This is a genomic window from Streptomyces sp. NPDC054834 (assembly GCF_053611185.1).
On the sequence record NZ_JBSGZV010000073.1, the window covers coordinates 12,860 to 31,527 of the forward strand.

Genomic DNA, 18,668 nt, shown 5'->3' on the forward strand with positions numbered 1-18,668 from the left:
GGAACGGGGCACACCGGTCGTAGCGTTGAAGATTCTCAACGGGGGACTCGGGGTTTTTGGGGATTCAGCAACCATGGAGAAGCGTGTGATGACGGACAGTAAGCGGCGCAAGGGCCTGATGGCCGCGTCCGCACTGCTCGGCGGTGTACTGGTGCTCTCGGCCTGTTCCGGCGGCGACGACAAGTCCTCCGGCAGCGGCGGCGGCGACAGCTCGCAGGCCCAGGCCGACGAAGCGGCGGCCAAGAAGTCCTCCGAGGCCCAGATCACGATCACGCCCAAGGACGGCTCGAACGACGCGTCCATCAACAACTCCGCCGCCGTCAAGGTGGCCAAGGGCACGCTCACCGGCGTCACCATGACGACCGCCGACGGCAAGGCCGTCTCGGGCCAGCTGGCCGCCGACAAGAAGAGCTGGAAGCCCAGCGTCCAGCTGGAGCGCTCCACCAGCTACAAGGTCGCCGCGGAAGCGAAGGACTCCAAGGGCCGTGTCGCCCACGAGAACGCCTCGTTCACCACGGTCTCCCCGGCCAACAGCTTCATAGCCAACTTCACGCCGGAGGACGGCTCCACGGTCGGCGTCGGCATGCCCGTGTCGATCAACTTCGACAAGGCGATCGCCAACAAGGCCGCCGTCCAGAAGGCCATCACGGTCACCTCCAGCAGCGGCCAGGAGGTCGCCTGCCACTGGTTCAGCGCCAACCGGATGGACTGCCGTCCGCAGGACTACTGGAAGGAGAACTCCACCGTCACGCTGAAGCTCGCGCTCGACGGCGTCGAGGGCGCCTCCGGTGTCACCGGCGTGCAGCAGAAGACGGTCACCTTCCACATCGGCCGCAACCAGGTCTCCTACGTCGACGCGCAGACCAAGCAGATGAAGATCACGCAGGACGGCAAGACCGTCAAGACCATCCCGATCTCCGCCGGCTCGCCCGACAACAAGACGTACGAGGGCGTCATGGTGATGTCGGAGAAGTTCAAGCAGACGCGCATGAACGGCGCGACCGTGGGCTTCACGGACGACGACGGCAAGGGCGAGTACGACATCAAGGACGTGCCGCACGCCATCCGCCTCACCAGCTCCGGCACCTTCCTGCACGGCAACTACTGGGGCGCGAAGTCCATCTTCGGCAGCGTCAACACCAGCCACGGCTGTGTGGGTCTGTCGGACACCAAGGGCGCCAACGACCCGAGCACACCGGCCGCGTGGATGTACAACCACTCGATCCTCGGTGACGTGGTCGTCGTGAAGAACACCGGCGACAAGACCGTCGCCCCCGACAACGGCCTCAACGGCTGGAACATGAACTGGGCGCAGTGGAAGGCCGGCTCCGCCGTCTGACGCCTTCCGACCCCCCTTCCCCACGTGACCGGTGCCGCCTCCAGGGGCGGCACCGGCATTTCCGGGGTCTTTCCGGGGCCGGCCACAGCCTTCTCATGCTTCTCTTATTTCGGCCTTATCGAGTCATCACGGTCCGTACCTAGCTTGCGGCCATGTTCTTCACCTACCTGAGGCGCGAACTGCGCCGCCGCAGAAAGGCGGCCCTCGTCGTCGCCTCCGGACTCGCGCTGGGCATCGCGCTGGTCATCGTGGTCAACTCCGTGTCCAACGGCATGGGGAAGGCACAGGACAAGGTCCTCCAGTCGCTCTACGGCCTGGGCACGGACATGACGGTCACCAAGGCGGCGTCGGCGTCCACCGGCAATGCGCAGCGGCCGCGCTTCCAGTTCGACGCGCAGAACAACGACGACTCCAAGTCGCAGAGCAGCGACCGGGTCATGGTGCAGGGCTTCACCACCCTGGCCTCGTCGACGGTCGGCAAGGTCGGCGGCCAGAAGGGCGTGTCCTCCGCCGTCGGCGGGCTGAGCCTGAACGTGGTGAAGGTCAGCGGCCAGTTCACCCGCGGCCAGTTCCAGCAGAACCAGAACTCCGGCGGCAACCAGCAGGGCGGCCCCGGCCAGGGCAGCGGCGGCGGCACCGGCCAGCCGCAGGGCGAGGTGCGGGGCGGTGGCGCCAACTTCGACATCAACCAGTACAGCGTCTACGGCACCGACGTCACCAAGACCGCGCTCGGCCCGCTGACCTCCTCGAAAATCACCAGCGGCCGCACCTTCAAGGCGACCGAGACCGACACCAAGGTGGCCGTCGCCGACTCGGCCTACGCCAAGACGAAGAAGTACAAGGTCGGTTCCACCGTCACCATCAAGAGCGTCAAGTTCAAGGTGATCGGCATCGCCACCGCCAGCAGCGGCGACTCGGCGGCCAACCTGTACATCCCGCTCAAGCAGGCGCAGACCCTGGCGGGCGAGAAGAACAAGGTCACCACGATCTACGTCAAGGCGACCGACTCCCAGCAGATCGACTCCGTCAAGAGCACCATCCAGAAGAACGTCTCCGGTACGACCGTCACGACCTCGGCCGACCTCGCCAAGACCGTCTCCGGATCGCTGTCCACCGCCTCCAGCCTCGCCAGCAACGTCGGCAAGTGGCTGTCCATCGCGGTGCTGGTGGCCGCCTTCCTGGTCGCCGGTCTGCTCACCTCCTCGGCGGTGTCCCGGCGGGTGCGGGAGTTCGGCACGCTCAAGGCGCTGGGCTGGAAGTCGGGCCGGGTGACCCGGCAGGTGATCGGCGAGGCCATGGTCAACGGCCTGGTCGGCGGCGCCCTCGGTATCGCGCTCGGCCTGGCGGGCGCGTACGTCGTCACCGCCATCAGCCCGTCGCTCCAGGCGCAGCTCGGCAGCACCGGCGGCGGTGGCGGCACGGGCGGTCCGGGCGGCGGCCCCGGCGGCGGGGGCGGCTTCGGCGGTCCCGGGCGGCAGGCGGCCAAGACCCTCGAGGTCGCGCTCACCGCGCCGGTCAGCGTCACGACCATCGTCCTCGCCGTCGGGCTCGCGGTGGCCGGCGGCCTGATCGCGGGTGCGTTCGGTGGCTGGCGGGCGTCGCGCCTGCGCCCGGCGGACGCGCTGCGGCGCGTCGAGTAGCCCCAAGCCCCCTTTCTCCCCAGTTCTCCCAGGAGTTGCACCCACCATGTACGAACTCAGAGGCGTCACCAAGCGCTACACCCGGGGCAAGGACACCGTCCACGCCCTCGACGGCGTCGACCTGACCATCGGCGACGGCGACCGGCTGGTCATCCAGGGCCCCACCGGCGGCGGCAAGTCCACCCTGCTCCAGATGCTCGGCGCTCTGGACCGGCCCAGCTCCGGCGAAGTCGTCCTCGACGGCACCGACCTGGCCAAACTGTCCGAGGCCCGGCTGACGAGGGTCCGCAGCGAGAACATCGGCTTCGTCTTCCAGTCCTTCAACCTCATCCCGACGCTCACCGCGCAGGAGAACGTCGAGACCGCCCTCGTACCGCTCGGCGTGAAGGCGAAGGAGCGGCGCGAACGGGCCGCCGAGGCACTGAAGTCGGTCGGGCTCGGCGAACGGCTCGGGCACCTGCCGTCCGAGATGTCCGGCGGTCAGCAGCAGCGCGTCGCCATCGCCCGCGCGTTGGTGAAGCAGCCGAAGGTGCTGCTCGCCGACGAACCCACCGGCAACCTCGACGAGGGCATGCGCGACGAGATCATGGAGGTGCTCGAACGCCTGTGGAAGGAGCACGGGTTGACCTTCATCATGGTCACCCACGACTCATCCATCGCGAAGAAGGCCCCGCGGCTTGCGACCATCCGCAAGGGTAAGATCACCGTGAAGGAGAACGCCGGCACCACCTGAGCGCCGCACTTATAACACCGATCGCCGGCGCGCGACTTCCCGATTCGGTAACGGTGTTCCCCCCGGCGCGTAACAGTTGACGGTAGCGCTTTCTCACACCTCTCTCATCTATTGAGGCGTCCGATCACCCCCCGGCATACTGCGTGTTCCGGGGGGTTTACGTGCATGCGTACGAGACTGCCCCCGGCCGGGTGAACGGGGAATTCGCCCGGTACTCCGTCTCCAGGGGGAGTCTTGCGCAGACAAGTGAAAAGAGCGGCTGCGGCCACCGTGGCCACCGCCGCAGCAGTCGCCCTCGCCGCGGGCATGACCAGCCCGGCGTCGGCGAAGCCCGAGCAGCGGTCGTCCACCGCTGCCGCATCGCTCACTTCCAAGCACCGCATCACCCTGATCACCGGCGACCGGGTCGCCGTCGACGCCAAGGGCCGGGTCGTCGGCCTGGAGCGGGCCAAGGGACGCGAGCACATCCCGTTCCAGATCCGCAAGGCCGACGGCCACACCCTCGTCATCCCCGCCGACGCGGCCCGCATGGTCGCCTCCGGCAAGCTGGACCAGCGGCTGTTCGACATCACCGAGCTCAACAAGGCCGCCACCCGCAAGTCCGAGAAGCACGGTCTGAAGGTCATCGTCGGCTACAAGGGCGCCGCCACGGCCGCCAAGTCCGACGTCCGCGACGCGGGCACCCTCCGCCACAGCCTCACGACGCTGAACGCGGACGCCGTGCAGACCCCCGCCAAGGACACGCCCGAGCTGTGGGACGCGGTCACCAACGGCGACAGGACCGCCTCCGGTATCGCGCACGTCTGGCTCGACGGCGTCCGCAAGGCCAGCGACGACAAGTCCGGCCCGCAGATCGGCGCCCCGACCGCGTGGGCGGCCGGCTACACCGGCAAGGGCGTCAAGATCGCAGTCCTGGACACGGGCGTGGACACCACCCACCCGGACCTCAAGGACCAGGTGATCGAGTCCAAGAACTTCTCGACCGCCACCGACGCCAAGGACCACTTCGGCCACGGCACGCACGTCGCGTCCATCGCGGCGGGCACCGGCGCCAAGTCGGGCGGCAAGTACAAGGGTGTCGCGCCCGACGCGAAGATCCTCAACGGCAAGGTCCTGGACGACACCGGCTCCGGTGACGACTCCGGCATCCTCGCCGGCATGGAGTGGGCGGCCCAGCAGGGCGCCTCCGTCGTCAACCTCAGCCTGGGCGGCTACGACACGCCCGAGGTCGACCCGCTCGAGGCCGAGGTCAACAAGCTCTCCGCCGAAAAGGGCATCCTGTTCGCGATCGCCGCGGGCAACAGCGGTCCCCAGTCGATCGGTTCGCCGGGCAGCGCGGACGACGCGCTCACCGTCGGCGCCGTCGACAAGTCGGACAAGCTGGCGGACTTCTCCTCCACCGGCCCGCGCGTCGGCGACGGCGCCATCAAGCCGGACGTCACCGCGCCCGGCGTGGACATCACCGCCGCCGCGGCGCCGGGCAGCGTCATCGACACGGATCCCGAAGTCCCGCACCCGGCGCCCGGCTACCTGACCATCTCCGGCACCTCGATGGCCACCCCGCACGTCGCGGGCGCCGCCGCGATCCTCAAGCAGGAGCACCCGGACTGGGGCTACGCCGAGCTCAAGGCCGCCCTGACCGGCTCCGCGAAGGGCGGCAACTACACGCCGTTCCAGCAGGGGTCGGGCCGCATCGCGGTCGACAAGGCGATCAAGCAGACCGTGATCGCCGACCCGGTGTCGGTGAGCTTCGGCACGCAGCAGTGGCCGCACACCGACGACACGCCGGTCACCAAGCAGGTCACCTACCGCAACCTCGGCACCAAGGACGTCACGCTCAACCTGGCCGCCACCGCCACCGACCCCAAGGGCCACGCGGTTCCGGCGGGCTTCTTCAAGCTCGGCGCGACCAAGGTCACGGTCCCCGCGGGCGGCAAGGCCGCAGTCGGCCTGACCGTCAACACCAAGCTGGGCGGCACCCTCGACGGCGCGTACTCCGCGTACGTGACCGCGACCGGGGACGGCCAGACCATCCGCACGGCCGCCGCGGTGCAGCGCGAGGTGGAGTCGTACACCGTCACCTTCAAGCACACCGGCCGTGACGGGAAGCCGACCGGCGTCTACGACACCGAACTGTTCGGCTACACCGGCATAGGCAAGGACCAGGCCTTCGCTGCACAGCCCGACGCCTCCGGCACCACGACGCTGCGCCTGCCCAAGGGCACGTACCTGCTGGACTCCGATATCGCCAAGGACTTCACCACCTTCGAGGGCGGCATCGACTGGCTGGTGCAGCCGAAGCTGAGCGTCACCAAGGACCTCACGGTGAACCTGGACGCCCGCACCGCCAAGCCGGCCGACATCACCGTGCCGGACGCGCAGGCCAAGCCGTTCACCGCGTCGATCGACTACATGTACGAGCCGGCGTCGGTCGGCATCGGCTTCGAGATGGGCGGCGGCTTCGCCGATCTGCGCATGGCGCACCTCGGCCCGGAGGTGGCGAACGGTCTGACCCAGACCTGGAGCGGCCAGTGGACCAAGGGCGACAACGCCGAGTACGACGTGGCCACCACCGCGAAGGTCAAGAAGATCCAGGGCGACAAGGTCCGCCACTTCAAGGCCAGCGAGCTCGCCACGGTGAAGAACACCGTCGGCGCCTCCGCCCCCAACAAGACCGGCGCGGTCGCCGCCTGGGGTGCCGTGGGCGACGACTTCGTCGCCGGCGAGCCCGTGGAGCAGAAGCTGCCCGGCACGCGCACGGCGTACGTCTCGACCGTCGACGGCGCCCAGTGGGGCTTCGACGTCACCCAGTACTCCGGTCACGACGCCGACGGCTTCCCGATCGCCGACGCCTTCTACACGCTGGGCGACCCGCAGACCTTCAAGGCGGGGACGACCTACAAGAAGACGTTCAACACCGCGGTCTTCGGCCCGCACCTCAACTCCCAGTACGGCCTGTTCCGTGAGGGCAACCAGATCTACGGCGTCGTGCCGCTGTTCGCCGACAGCAACAAGCACGCCGGTTCCTCGGACTTCACCGCGGTGACCACCACCCTGTACCGCAACGGCACCAAGGTGGGCTCCAACGACGACCCGCTGTTCGGCGGTGGGTTCTTCGACGTTCCCTCCGGTGACGCCGAGTACAAGCTGACCACCTCGGTGAAGCGGACCGTCAAGGTCGCCGCCGCCTCCACCCGGATCGACGCGAGCTGGACCTTCCACTCGAAGAAGCCGGCCAGCGGCGTCATGGCCACCCTCCCCGCCTCCACCGCCCGCTTCGGCGCCAAGACCGGCCTGGACAGCCGCGTCGAGGCCGGCAAGACGGTCACCTTCCCGGTCACCGTGGAGGGCGCCGCCGCGGGCCGCAACCTGAAGTCCCTCGCGGTGTACGTGTCGTACGACTACGGCCAGACCTGGAAGAAGATCGAGGTCAAGCACGGCAAGATCACCGTGAAGAACCCGGCGAAGGGGAAGGCCGTCTCCTTCCACGCCAAGATCGCCGACAAGAAGGGCAACAAGTCGACGATCTCGATCTACAACGCGTACTACGGCAAGTAACCGTCAACGCGTCAGCGGCCTGCCCGGGACTGTCGGTCCTGGGCAGGCCGTCCGCGTACGCACGCGGCGAACCGCCGCGCCACCTCTCGCCACACCCGGGCGGCGGCCGGGTCTTCCCGTACCGCCACCCTTATGCAGTTCGTCCCGGTCCACTCCGTAGCGCTCCAGCCGCTCCGCGGGCCACTGCGCGATGCGCTCCGGCCCGGCCTCGGGGTGGAACTGCACACCCCACGCCGCTTCCCCGACGCGGGAGGCCTGATACGGGCAACGCTCGCTGCCGGCCAGCAGCCGAGCCCCCTCCGGCAGGTGGAGAGCCGCGCCGCCGTACGCGAGGTGACGCAGGGCCCGTCCGGACGCAGGAGGCTGAGGAGCAGGGCGCCGGTCAGCCGGCCGTCCCCGCGCGGGTCGCGTCCGCTCCCCAGCTGGCCAGCAGGCGCAGGGCCTCGGCCGACGGGGAGCCCGGCTCGGCGTGGTAGACGACCAGGGCCTGGTCCGCGTCGCCGGTCATCCTGAAGGACTCGAAGTTCAGCGAGAGCGCGCCCACCAGCGGATGTTGCAGCCGCTTGACGCCATGGCTCTTCTCCTTGACGTCATGCGTCGCCCACAGCCGCCGGAAGTCCTCGCTCTTCACGGAGAGCTCGCCGACCAGGGCGGACAGCCGGGGGTCGTCGGGGAAGCACCCGGCGTCCATCCGCAGCGCGCAGACGATGTCGATGGCCTTCTGCTCCCACTCCACGTACAGGTCGCGGTACTCGGGCCGCAGGAACACCAGCCGCGCCCAGTTCCGCTCCGCGACCGGCATCTCCCCCCAGTCACCGAAGACGGCCGCCGCCATCCGGTTCCAGGCCAGGATCTCCGAGCGCCGCCCGACGACATACGCCGGCACGGTGTCCATCGTGTCCAGCAGCTGCCCGATCGACGCCCGTACCTGCTGTGGCCGCGCCGACGGCTTCCGCTTGTGCTGCTTGCCCTTGGCGAGGTGCGTCAGGTGCGCGTGCTCGGCGTCCGTCAGCCTGAGCGCCCGCGCGATCGAGTCCAGCACCTCCACGGACACGTTCCGCCCGTTGCCCTGCTCCAGCCGCGTGTAGTACGCCACCGACACCCCGGCCAGCTGCGCCAGCTCCTCGCGGCGCAGCCCTGGCACCCGCCGGTGCCGCCCCAGGTCCGGCAGCCCCACGTCCCCGGGCTTCAGCCTGGCCCGCCGACTGCGCAGGAACTCACTGAGTTCGGCGCGCCGGTCCAGAGGCGGGCCGACGGGTGGGGCCTGTTCGTCCATGCGTCCAGTATTCACGGTCGTACGCACACGAACCTGACCCCGCCAGTAGTAGGACCGCTGGTCGTAGGCAAAGGCGTGGACTGGGTGGATGGCGGGGCATCCGGCAGGCTGGAGCACGTGCCCGGACAGAAGGCAGCCGGGCGCGATCAATCGCTTAGGAGAACCCTCGGCATGACCACTGTTGCCGCATACGCAGCCCCCGCCGCCAAGGCACCGCTGGAGCGGACCACCATCGAGCGGCGGACGGTCGGCGAGTTCGACGTCCTGATCGACATCAAGTTCGCCGGCATCTGCCACTCCGACATCCACCAGGCCCGCGAGGGCTGGGGCGAGGCGATCTTCCCGATGGTGCCCGGCCACGAGATCGCGGGCGTCGTCTCCGAGGTCGGCCCCGGTGTCACGAAGTTCGCCGTCGGCGACCGCGTCGGCGTCGGCTGCATGGTCGACTCCTGCCGCGAGTGCGAGAACTGCGCCAGGGGGCTGGAGCAGTACTGCCTCCGGGGCAACGTCGGCACGTACAACGCCGTCGGCAAGGACGGCGAGCCGACCTACGGCGGCTACTCGGAGAAGATCGTCGTGGACGAGAACTTCGTCGTACGCATCCCCGACGGCCTCGCCCTCGACGTGGCCGCGCCGCTGCTGTGCGCCGGCATCACCACGTACTCCCCGCTGAAGCACTGGAACGCCGGCCCCGGCAAGAAGGTCGCGGTCCTCGGCATGGGCGGCCTCGGCCACATGGGCGTCAAGATCGCGCACGCGCTCGGCGCCGAGGTCACGGTGCTCTCGCAGTCGCTGCGCAAGAAGGACGACGGCCTGAAGCTGGGCGCCGACCACTACTACGCCACCAGCGACCCGAAGACCTTCGAGGAACTGCGCGGCACGTTCGACCTGATCCTGTCCACGGTATCGGCCCCGCTGGACCTGAACGCGTTCCTGTCGCTGCTGAAGACGGACGGCGCCTTCGTGAACGTCGGCGCGCCCGAGGAGCCCGTCTCCCTCAACCTGTTCTCGGTGATAGCCGGCCGCAAGACCCTCGCGGGCTCCGGCATCGGCGGCATCCGCGAGACCCAGGAGATGCTGGACTTCTGCGCCGAGCACGGCCTGGGCGCCGAGATCGAACTGATCCGCGCCGACGAGATCAACGAGGCGTACGAGCGGGTGCTGGCGAGCGACGTCCGGTACCGGTTCGTGATCGACACGGCGACCATCTGATCCGGGCGCCCATTGTGGTCGGGGCTCTCGGACCGCGCAGCTGATCGGGCCGCCGGGCGACGGCTGGTACAGCCACCACGTGCCGGTCCCGGCGAGCCCGTACCGCCATGAACCCGTCGGATCAAGCCCGCAGACCCTTGAGCCCGTCGTAGGCGGCCATCACAAGCTCCAGTCCCCGGTTGTCGTCCGCGGGTTCGCGCATCTGATCGGTCACGTACGCCACCGCCATACGTTCCTCGGGATCGATCATGACGATCGAGCCGCCCCAGCCACCCCAGCCGAAGGTTTTGCCGAACAGCCCGTAGCCCAGCCCGTAACGGACCGGCATGCCCAGGAGGCGGTCCTCGCCGCTGAACTGCTCCTCCCTCGCACGGTCACAGCCCGCCTGCGACAGCAGCCGCACCCCACGCACCGCACCTCCGCAGGCCAGCACCGACTGCACGAGGGCGACCGAGCGGGCGTTGCCGAAGCCGCTGGCCGCGGGGATCTGCGCGCGTCGCCAGGCCACGCTGTTCCCGTCCCGGACCCGTACGACGGTGCCGGCGGCGGGCGACGCGCTGCTGCCGGGCGCGCTCGCGGCATAGTCCTCGTCCCGGGACGGAGGCGGGACGGCGAGCGCCACCCGGTGGTCGTGCTCGGCAGGCAGACCGATGTGGAAGTCGGCACCCAGCGGTCCGGCCACCTCCTCCGCGAAGAACTCACCCAGGCTCCGGCCGGTGATCCGGCGTACGACCTCGCCCACGAGAAACCCCTGGGTGAGCGAGTGGTATCCGGCCGCGCTCCCCGGTTCCCACTGCGGAGCCTGCGCGGCCAGACGTGCCGTGGCGGACGACCAGTCGTAGAGATCCTCGATCGGCCCCTCCCAGTGGGGCAGGCCCGCGGTGTGCGCGAGCAGGTGTCGCACCAGCACGTTCTCCTTGCCCGCCGTGGCGAACTCAGGCCAGTACCGGCCGACCGGTGCGGCCGGATCGAGCTCGCCACGGTCGGCCAGGACCAGCGCGCACAGTGCCGTCATCGTCTTGGTGACGGAGAAGACATTGGTGATCGTGTCCCGCTGCCACGGGATCGTGCGGTCCGCGTCGGCGAACCCGCCCCAGACGTCCACCACCGGCTCGCCGTCCACGAAGACCGCGACCGAGGCACCGGCGTCTCCGTCGTCCAGCAATCCGGCCAGCGCACTCGGCACTGCGGTGAACAGATCATCATATGAGCCCTGAATGTCGGCCATGCACCGTATTAGCGCGCATCGGCCCGTCAGGGGCAATCGAATTTCTGTCGTTACGTCATCCTGTCGCAGGTGCAACGCCGAGGGGGCAGCGGCTGAAAACGTAGATCGCGCTCGGGGTCCCACTGGACGCGGGTCGGCGAGCGCTTCAACTGACGTTGCCAGGTGCTGCGGTCGGAGTGCAGCCCACGTACGTAGCTTGACAGGCACGCGTTGCGCAGCGCCCACTCGAAGCCGTCGCGAGTGATCTCGACGGCAAGTACAACCTCCTGCCCCGGCTTCCTGGCCCAGCCACAGCGGTACATCATCCACAGGAACGAGGGCTTGATCCAGGTCAAGCCTTGCTCACAACCCTTTCTGCGGGCAGTGGAGCACGGCACGAGCAGTGCAGCGGCATACGGCAACTCGGGCGCGCTCCAGTCTGATGCGGACGCGTTACTCTCCAGTCAAGCTGACCTGCGGAGACGACCGTTTAAGTTGGCCGTGCCACGTAGATATGCGAGACGGCCATCGCTGGATAGAGTCGTTCCGTTACAACTGGTTGTGGGGACAACCAGGGCGCCTTTTGGGGAGGGCCTGCAAGACATGAGTCGTCGCTCTAATGGCTTGGTCGGCGTCTGGGCTGAGATGCAGAGGCAGCAACAGCGCCAGATGGAGGCCGAAGCCAGACGACAGAGGCAAGAGGCACAGCAAGCCCGTGCGTATCAGCGGCGAGCTGCCCAGGACTACCGCGAGTACCGGCAGGCAGAGGCACTACGTCGCACTCAGGAACTGGACGCGCAGGTCACGGCGCTACAAGGTCTTCTCGCCTCGGGCTGCCAGGCCCCGGCTTTCAGGGCTTCCTCGCTCATACGCCCTGAAGACATCGAGCCCTTCTCTCCAGGACCACTGGCACAGCCCATACCCATGCCGAACTTCGATCATTACCAGGCGCAAAGCGGGTGGACTGCCAGTCGCCGCGCTCAGGCTCAGGCCGACGCTCGGGCCCGCTTCGAGCGGGACTGGCATGCGGCCCAGGCGGCTGAGACGCAGCGGCAACAGCAGTTGGCGTCGTACCAGCGGGACTACCAGGAGTGGGCCAACGCCCAACTGACCGAGGTACGGCAGCACAACACCGGCGTCATCGAACTGACGGATGGAGTCAGGCGCCGCGAATCCGATTCTGTAGTTGAGTATTTCTCCGCCGCTCTCTACGCCTCAAGAACGTGGCTTGAGGGGTTTCCACGTCAGGTGACAGCTGCCTATGACCCGGCAGCCGGACAGCTGGTGCTGGATTGGGAGCTGCCCGGCTACAGCGTCGTCCCTGAGGTCAAGTCTGTCCGGTACATGCCTACTGCGGACCAGGACAAGGAGACCCCTCGACCAGTAGGCCAACGGCGGTCCCTGTACCGGGAGGTCCTGGCGCAGTGCATGCTGCTGGTGTTGCACGAACTCTTCGCTGCGGATGAACTGGGGGCGCTCGACTCCGTGACTCTGAACGGGTTCGTGGATGACCACGACCCTACGACGGGCCGACCGGGCCACATTTACCTGACAACCGTCATGGCTCCTGGCTCAACGTTCCGCGAGCTGCACTTGGCGCAAGTAGACGCCGGTAGCTGCCTTGCCGATGCACTGCGCGGACAACTCTCGGCTCGCCCCGACCAACTCATCTCGGTGCGGCCGAGTCGCCGGCCGCAGGAAGTCGGGAACCGTGTTGTCACGCATGGCAGCGACGAGGACCCCGACCTGTACGAGATGGACCCGATCGCCTTCGAAAATCTTGTTGCGGACCTCTTCCGCGCCATGGGGATGCAAGCAGTCACCACTCAACGCTCAAACGACGGCGGGGTCGATGTCGACGCCCTGGATCCGACGCCGATCCGTGGCGGCAAGATCGTCGTGCAAGTGAAGCGATACCGCAACACGGTGCCGCCCACCGCTGTCCGCGACTTGTACGGGACCGTGCAAGACGCCGGCGCCAACAAGGGCGTCCTCGTGACGACGTCGAAGTTCGGGCCCGGCTCACACACCTTCGCCAACGGCAAGCCGCTGGAACTGATCTCGGGAACCGCGCTAGTCGACCTGCTGCATCGTCACGGGCTGCGCGGGCGCCTGGGCGAAAGTGCCCGCCGCCTACCGGCACAGCCGACGTCGGCGGTTCCGGACACGCGTTTGCCCGCCAACTACAACGTCCTGGGCATGTCGTGGACCGGAAGCGTCGCCTTGGACGCGTGCGCTCTCGTCTGTCGTGGCAACCGGGTCCTCAGTGACGATCACTTCGTCTTCTTCAACAACCCACAGACACCGGACGGCTCCGTGCGTGCTCTCCCAGCAACCGCACCCGACAAGGCGGCGATCTGCGTGTCCTTCGATGCCTTGCCGGATGAGGCGGACCGTTTTGTACTCGTGGCCGCCATCGACCCAGAGGTCAACCCGAACGCCGACCTGTCCGGCTTTACGGACGCATGCATCCGCCTTCGCGACCCAGGAATGGCGGAACTGGAACGACTTGAGGTCTCCGACGGCCGGCACCCCGAGACTGCCTTGGTTCTCGGATCCTTCCGTCGCAGGACCAACGGAGACTGGGATTTCGTCCTCGGCGGCAAGGGCTACACCGGCGGACTGGAAGAACTACTCAAGGACTACGGCATCGAGGTGGATTAGCGATCCGCCCCCTTACACCCGGACCCGCCCCAACGGGTCCACAAAGACACGTCACTGCTCGTAGCTACGGCAAGGGTCTGCCCGGAGGGCGAGAATCCAGCGGCACGAAGCTCGGAGTAGTTGGAGTGGAAGATGTGCCACCAGCGTTCTCCGTACGGACCGGAGTGCGGCAATCCACCGTCGCGGGAGAGCAGGACTCGTTCGTTCGGCCAGGTCGGGGTAACGACCTCCAGTTTCCAACCGTCTCCGCTGGTGGTGTGAAGTCCTCCTCCGAAGAGTCCGGCGATGCGCACCCTGCTTCCGGCAACCGGTCCCAACCCCGGACACCACAGAGCGGGATCCGCGTCGCGGCTGTCCTCCTCGGGGTCAGAGTCACGATCCCGCGCGATCTTCTCTCCTGTGACGGCGTCGAAGAGACCATGCCCGTCGTGCGAGACGACCATCACCAAGTCGTGGCCGGTACCGGGGTGCGAGGCGAAGCCGATCCCGAGAAGTCCGCCGACCGGGGCGTAAGCGGTGCGCTGCCAAGGCTCGGGCGCTGGTACCACCGGAGCCGCGAGGAGCCTTTGCCGCATCTCCTGCTGGTACGGGGAGAGCTCCGGCTCAGGGCCTGGTTGCTCGACCGGCGGTTCGTTCTTCGTCCACTTCGTCACGCAGCCATGATCCATACTTCAGCGGGTTCACCCACCACAGTTCCCACATCCAGGCAGCAGCGCAGGGCGGACCGGCAACCGGCGCGGTCCAAGCACCGGGCGGCTGCATCCCCGACCAGGACGGGCCGCCGCACTCACACACACTCAGTCCGTCTGCGGCTTCGATCGCCGCCGACGCACAGGAGTCTGTCAAATCGGCTTCATGACCCAGGTCAAGCCTTACCAACAGCCCGCTTCTACGTGGCTCAAGGATTCGACCTGCATGTCTCAGACGAAGGAGGTGACAACGCTTCAGCGTCTGGGCCGGCGCTACCCACCGCAGCGCTCTCGCCCCACTGGCCGACGGCCGGGTCGAGTGGAGCTAATTCGACGGCTGACATCTGGGCGCCGGTTCCGTAAGTGGCCGGGACAGTACTGCATCCGGACTGCAACCAGCGAGGAATAGGAAGGGCCTGTGGATCGGCGGGCACTGCTGGCCGCGGCTGATGGCGCGGCTGCCCATCTGCCTACCGGACTTCCGTCGAGACCGGGTCGAGGAAGAAGACGCACTGGTCCGCGTTGAACTCGCCCACCTCGGCGACGAAACGAAACTTGTCGCCTGCGTCGACGGTGGCGGGGATCTTCTTGCCGGTCAGTTTCAGGCCAAGGATGTTGACGTCTTCGTACTTGAAGGCAGGGCCGACCGCCGTCTTCGGCCCCTTGTCGCCTGGGCCCAGGAGAAAGTCGTAGCGGGTGTCGTAGTTACCGTGGTGCGCCACGTTCACGATCGAGCCGTTGAACGCGACCGTCTCGCCCCTGTGCCTGGTCGCGAAGTTCAGGTCGCGTCGTCGCACGAGTCCGCCTTGAGTAGCGCCGCGAAATCCGGGTTGTTCTGAGGCGTGATCACCTCAGTGGCAGCCGACTCCGTTGCGGCCGGAGTCGGCGTAGCGGAAGGCTTCGCGCTCGCAGCGGCCGTCGACTTGCCCGACTCGTCCTTCTTCTCTTCTCCGCCGCTGAGTGCAGAGGCAACGCCGACGACGATGGCCAGGGTCACGAGGACGGCGGCTGCCGCGCCGATCAGGAGCCATGGCTGCGTTTTCTTCGGCCGGCGGAAGTTGAGGGTGGAGCGAAGCGTGCCCTGGGCCTGTTCTACGAGCTCCCACCCATCCTTCTGCATCTTGGAGATCACCAAGCCGTCGGTGCCGCGAACTGTCCGCACGGTCTTGTACTCGTACTTGATCTCGTCGGCCATGCGACTGCGCGCCCCCTGAATGTACTGCTCATACCAACTGCCTCGTGAGCATAAGGTCGACCGAGTGCTTGGTGCTCCGGATCGAGCTCGGAACCGAGGGTGAAATCGGTGATGCCGAGTTCCTCGCGAAGGCTTCCGCGCGTTCGGCTTCCTCTCATACGTCCGTGTCGGGGTGATTGAGGAAGGGATCGATCAAAGGCGGGCCTGCGCGTCGTGTGTCGCGCCGAAGACGCAGAGCGCATGAGCGAGGAACTCGGGCTCCATCATCGGCATGGCGGCTCGCCGACCATGGCCACCGGTTCGTAGACAGCCAGGCCGACCAGGCGTCCGACGACCAGGCGAGCGGAGAGCGCGTCGAATGCGGTGCCGCGCAGAAGCTCCCCGAGGACTGAGGCGGCGACGTCCTGCCGGTTCGGATCGTGGTCGATCAGCTCTTCAAGTGCCGCGAACACGTCTTTCACGCTGCCACCTCGCACCGCTCCACCACGGTGCTGTTCTCAAAGCGCGCGCCGGCATGGACCCGGGGCACCATATGCGCGCCGATGGTCGCGCGCCATCGCATGACCGGAGACTGGTGCTGGTTGGCCCTGCTTCGGCCTCAGCTCTGGAGCACAGTGTCGTGAGGTCTCGTCACGAACTGTCCGAGCGCCCGGCCGTTGGCACACCGCCCTGGACGGTTGACCTGTAGATGGCCCGGACCGGATCGATCTTCACCAGCAAGCCCTTCGAGGCGAGTCGGCGAAGAACTCGCCGTGCTTCCTTCTCCGCGGCCCGCAGATCGGCCGGCTCATGCCCGGAGTCACGCAGTGTGGTCACGGCTCGCTGTGTGTCCCAGGTACCGCCCAAGGCCTCCACCGCCTCGGCAACGACGTCTTCGTGTCTCCGTGGTACATCGGCCATCGGTCCCCCTCCCCTGGAGTCGTCAGCCTGCCATGCCCGGAGTGTCTCGGCCACGGTGAGAGCTTCAAGGTTTGCACGGACGGAACGGAGCCAACGTGCCCTCGGTGTCAGACCGGGAGGGGCACAGAGCGACCAGGTCATGGTGGCTCATGCAGGGAGATGTGCGGTCGGTGAACTCCGCGAGTGCGGGATCGAGCAGCCGACCATCTTGTGCCACTTCCTGCCCGGACCGGGCTGGGAGCCCGTCGGCCCGCTCTTCGAGACATGGGCGGCCGTGGTTCTGGGACTGATCCTGCATCCTTCGAACGGAAGCCCGCCCCTGAACTGCTTCAGAGACTGCTGCTGCGCATCTACGGGCACACGGCCCGCCAGCGTTGCTGACCTGCCGACAAACTCGGTGCCTGTTCATGCCGGCGCTGTTACGGTGCCGCCTCGTGAGTACAGACATCCACGGCGGCATCGAGTTTCGTCACCCCGGCGTCGACACCGACTACTACGACGGTGAGCCGTGGGTAGCCGCCATGGATCTTTGGCCGCTGTATGACCAGACCGACTACAAGGCCTTCGGCTGCCTCTTCGGAGTGCGCAACTACGCGGGCTTCCAACCTCTCGCACCGGACCGCGGCCTGCCCGTCGATCTGTCGAGCGGGATGCGTTCGCAGTTGGGGTCCTGGCTTGCGGCGGGCGACCTGCACAGGGCGAGCTGGGTCAGTTGGGGGGAGATCGCCTCGATGGACCTCGCGACCGTGTCTGATCAGTTCATCGGCCAGCTGACCTGGCGCACGAAATCGCTGCCGTCGACACTGCACCAACAACTCGTTTCCGCTTCCTGGCCGCCGGAGACTCTGTCCGCGGTAGGCGTGCCGCCCGAGAATCTGCTCGGTGCGACGGAACGCATGGACTGGACCACCGACGAAGTGATGTGCACGTACGAACCTCTCACCGTCGGCGCTGTCCTGGGCCCTGAAACGCACTGGCCGCATGTCTTCGCCGTGATGAAGGCTCTGGCAGGCCGCTTCGGTGATGACGGCGTCCGCTTGGTCGTGGCGTTTGACTGAGCCGACCTTCCCCAGCGGGCCGCTGGCAGCATGGACGAGGTCTGTGAACGTGGCTTGATGATCCACGTCATCCGGTCCCGTCTCCATGCGGCGGGAAAGCTTCCCTCTCTGACGGTGGGCACGCCAAGTTCTGGAGGGTAGGCCTGATAGACGGTGATCGTGGATGCTCCGTAGGCGGCGCGGATCTCATGCTGCGGTCGTTCCATGGCGTACAGCGTCGGGGCGGCCGACGCGGGTGGCCACTTGTTTTCGGTGCGCATGGGAAAGGGGACAGTTTCCAGGCGTGTCGCCATGCCCGCTACCGTCCTCTCGGTGAACCTCAACCTCATCAACGACGTGCCCGACGGGCTGACGCGAAGAGCCCGGTCCTTCGTCAGTGCGCACGGCATCAAGGTCGACGTCCGGCCGGGTGTGGAGCACAGGCAGTGGTGGCTTGATCGGCAAGTTCCGGCTGTGGTGATCGACCGGATGGCCGCCTTTCAACAACGCTGGGGCGGGCTGCTCCTGCCGCCCGCTCCGCAGTACGACGGCGGCCCCAAGTACTTCGATCCCGACTCGCCTGAAGGCTCACCGTCCGAAGGGTGGTGGTTCGAAGCAGGTATGCAGCGGACCGCGGTCCCCTACTCATACATGATCGGACCGCACGGTGAGTTCGGCGTCCATGCAGAACGGTGGACGCCACTGCATGCGACCGTCGAGGGCTGGGTGGAGTCGCTCGCCCTGGCCCACCATGCGTCCGGCTGCGCCAAGCAGATCACCAAGGCCGTCGGCGACGACGTCGATCGCGTCGCGCTTGACGCCTCAGGACCTTCTGGTAGGCGGCGCGGGAGGCCTCGGCGGTGGCGGCCTGTTGAGGGGTGTGGGTGTAGATGGCGGAGCGGTACTGGGTGCCCACGTCGTTGCCCTGGCGGAAGCCCTGCGTGGGGTCTCCAACTGCTGGCCCTCGAAGTCGAGTGAGTGAGCGTGACCATGTATGAGTGAGTGTCGTTGTCAGAGTGTGAATCTGACGGAGTGGGCGAAGAGGCAGGGCGTGCATCCGCAGACCGCGTATCGCTGGTTCCGTGATGGGACGTTGCCGGTACCGGCTCAGCGGGTCGGACCACGCACGATCCTCGTGAACATCGACGCCAACGCGGCTGCGGAAGTCGTGGGCGGTCTGGGCCTGTATGCCCGCGTGTCCTCCCATGACCAGAAGGC

14 protein-coding genes and 4 pseudogenes are annotated in these 18,668 nt (G+C 67.5%); 8 read left to right on the forward strand and 10 right to left on the reverse strand.

Annotation, left to right across the window (positions count from 1 at the left end; translation table 11 throughout):
* The first annotated feature begins 88 nt into the window (after nt 1-88).
* The 4 genes from ACWGJM_RS45990 (at nt 89) to ACWGJM_RS46005 (ending at nt 7,270) form a co-directional block, all read left to right on the forward strand.
* Nucleotides 89-1,339: a L,D-transpeptidase gene (locus tag ACWGJM_RS45990; RefSeq protein ID WP_453417754.1), complete on the forward strand. Its 1,251-nt coding sequence runs from the start codon at nt 89-91 to the stop codon at nt 1,337-1,339.
* Between the two features lie 152 nt (nt 1,340-1,491).
* Nucleotides 1,492-2,979 (forward strand): ABC transporter permease, encoded by a 1,488-nt coding sequence (locus tag ACWGJM_RS45995; protein ID WP_453417755.1) that lies wholly within the window; start codon nt 1,492-1,494, stop codon nt 2,977-2,979.
* 46 nt (nt 2,980-3,025) lie between these two features.
* Nucleotides 3,026-3,712, forward strand: coding sequence for an ABC transporter ATP-binding protein (locus ACWGJM_RS46000; protein ID WP_453417756.1), 687 nt, complete (start codon nt 3,026-3,028; stop codon nt 3,710-3,712).
* 246 nt (nt 3,713-3,958) lie between these two features.
* Nucleotides 3,959-7,270, forward strand: coding sequence for a S8 family peptidase (locus ACWGJM_RS46005; protein ID WP_453417757.1), 3,312 nt, complete (start codon nt 3,959-3,961; stop codon nt 7,268-7,270).
* A gap of 382 nt (nt 7,271-7,652) precedes the next feature.
* Here ACWGJM_RS46005 and ACWGJM_RS46010 read toward each other — a convergent pair whose 3' ends face one another.
* Nucleotides 7,653-8,546, reverse strand: coding sequence for a helix-turn-helix domain-containing protein (locus ACWGJM_RS46010; RefSeq protein ID WP_453417758.1), 894 nt, complete (start codon nt 8,544-8,546; stop codon nt 7,653-7,655).
* Nucleotides 8,547-8,717: 171 nt separating this feature from the next.
* Here ACWGJM_RS46010 and ACWGJM_RS46015 point away from each other — a divergent pair, with 171 nt between their 5' ends.
* Nucleotides 8,718-9,758, forward strand: a complete 1,041-nt coding sequence (locus ACWGJM_RS46015; RefSeq protein WP_453417759.1) for an NAD(P)-dependent alcohol dehydrogenase — start codon at nt 8,718-8,720, stop codon at nt 9,756-9,758.
* Between the two features lie 121 nt (nt 9,759-9,879).
* On the opposite strand, the gene ACWGJM_RS46020 is transcribed toward ACWGJM_RS46015, so the two are convergent.
* Both ACWGJM_RS46020 and ACWGJM_RS46025 read right to left on the reverse strand, forming a co-directional pair.
* Nucleotides 9,880-10,986, reverse strand: coding sequence for a serine hydrolase domain-containing protein (locus ACWGJM_RS46020; RefSeq protein WP_453417760.1), 1,107 nt, complete (start codon nt 10,984-10,986; stop codon nt 9,880-9,882).
* Between the two features lie 77 nt (nt 10,987-11,063).
* Nucleotides 11,064-11,369: pseudogene (locus tag ACWGJM_RS46025) on the reverse strand (DUF4291 family protein); the annotation flags it as partial.
* Between the two features lie 199 nt (nt 11,370-11,568).
* On the opposite strand from ACWGJM_RS46025, the gene ACWGJM_RS46030 reads away from it, so the two are divergent.
* Complete coding sequence (locus tag ACWGJM_RS46030; protein ID WP_453417761.1) at nt 11,569-13,629, forward strand: restriction endonuclease; 2,061 nt, start codon at nt 11,569-11,571, stop codon at nt 13,627-13,629.
* Here the strand turns inward: ACWGJM_RS46030 and ACWGJM_RS46035 are convergent.
* The 5 genes from ACWGJM_RS46035 to ACWGJM_RS46055 form a co-directional block, all read right to left on the reverse strand.
* A complete protein-coding gene (locus tag ACWGJM_RS46035; protein ID WP_453417762.1) occupies nt 13,626-14,282 on the reverse strand; it encodes a hypothetical protein in 657 nt (218 codons plus the stop codon). The genes ACWGJM_RS46030 and ACWGJM_RS46035 overlap by 4 nt on opposite strands.
* Before the next feature lie 506 nt (nt 14,283-14,788).
* Nucleotides 14,789-15,115 carry a DUF4839 domain-containing protein gene (locus ACWGJM_RS46040; RefSeq protein ID WP_453417763.1) on the reverse strand — a complete coding sequence of 109 codons (327 nt, stop codon included), beginning with the start codon at nt 15,113-15,115 and terminating at the stop codon, nt 14,789-14,791.
* A complete protein-coding gene (locus ACWGJM_RS46045; protein ID WP_453417764.1) occupies nt 15,097-15,513 on the reverse strand; it encodes a hypothetical protein in 417 nt (138 codons plus the stop codon). The genes ACWGJM_RS46040 and ACWGJM_RS46045 overlap by 19 nt, the downstream gene beginning before the upstream one ends.
* A 263-nt stretch (nt 15,514-15,776) precedes the next feature.
* On the reverse strand, nt 15,777-15,974 hold the full coding sequence (locus ACWGJM_RS46050) for a hypothetical protein (protein ID WP_453417765.1): 198 nt from the start codon (nt 15,972-15,974) through the stop codon (nt 15,777-15,779).
* 169 nt (nt 15,975-16,143) lie between these two features.
* Complete coding sequence (locus ACWGJM_RS46055; protein WP_453417766.1) at nt 16,144-16,329, reverse strand: hypothetical protein; 186 nt, start codon at nt 16,327-16,329, stop codon at nt 16,144-16,146.
* Nucleotides 16,330-16,847: 518 nt separating this feature from the next.
* Here ACWGJM_RS46055 and ACWGJM_RS46060 point away from each other — a divergent pair.
* Nucleotides 16,848-17,471, forward strand: coding sequence for a hypothetical protein (locus ACWGJM_RS46060; RefSeq protein ID WP_453417767.1), 624 nt, complete (start codon nt 16,848-16,850; stop codon nt 17,469-17,471).
* A gap of 62 nt (nt 17,472-17,533) precedes the next feature.
* On the opposite strand, the pseudogene ACWGJM_RS46065 reads toward ACWGJM_RS46060, so the two are convergent.
* Together ACWGJM_RS46065 and ACWGJM_RS46070 are read right to left on the reverse strand one after the other, a co-directional pair.
* A pseudogene (locus tag ACWGJM_RS46065) lies at nt 17,534-17,860 on the reverse strand (DUF4291 family protein); the annotation flags it as partial.
* Between the two features lie 392 nt (nt 17,861-18,252).
* Nucleotides 18,253-18,399 (reverse strand): annotated as a pseudogene (locus ACWGJM_RS46070) (peptide-methionine (S)-S-oxide reductase); the annotation flags it as partial.
* Between the two features lie 69 nt (nt 18,400-18,468).
* On the opposite strand from ACWGJM_RS46070, the pseudogene ACWGJM_RS46075 reads away from it, so the two are divergent.
* Nucleotides 18,469-18,668, forward strand: a pseudogene (locus tag ACWGJM_RS46075) (IS607 family transposase); the annotation flags it as partial.

Bases quoted from the DNA above. Each gene is read 5' to 3' on its own strand.
- ACWGJM_RS45990 (WP_453417754.1), top strand. From the start codon at position 89: ATGACGGACAGTAAGCGGCGCAAGGGCCTGATGGCCGCGTCCGCACTG.
- ACWGJM_RS45995 (WP_453417755.1), top strand. From the start codon at position 1,492: ATGTTCTTCACCTACCTGAGGCGCGAACTGCGCCGCCGCAGAAAGGCG.
- ACWGJM_RS46000 (WP_453417756.1), top strand. From the start codon at position 3,026: ATGTACGAACTCAGAGGCGTCACCAAGCGCTACACCCGGGGCAAGGAC.
- ACWGJM_RS46010 (WP_453417758.1), bottom strand. From the start codon at position 8,546: ATGGACGAACAGGCCCCACCCGTCGGCCCGCCTCTGGACCGGCGCGCC.
- ACWGJM_RS46015 (WP_453417759.1), top strand. From the start codon at position 8,718: ATGACCACTGTTGCCGCATACGCAGCCCCCGCCGCCAAGGCACCGCTG.
- ACWGJM_RS46020 (WP_453417760.1), bottom strand. From the start codon at position 10,986: ATGGCCGACATTCAGGGCTCATATGATGATCTGTTCACCGCAGTGCCG.
- ACWGJM_RS46030 (WP_453417761.1), top strand. From the start codon at position 11,569: ATGAGTCGTCGCTCTAATGGCTTGGTCGGCGTCTGGGCTGAGATGCAG.
- ACWGJM_RS46045 (WP_453417764.1), bottom strand. From the start codon at position 15,513: ATGGCCGACGAGATCAAGTACGAGTACAAGACCGTGCGGACAGTTCGC.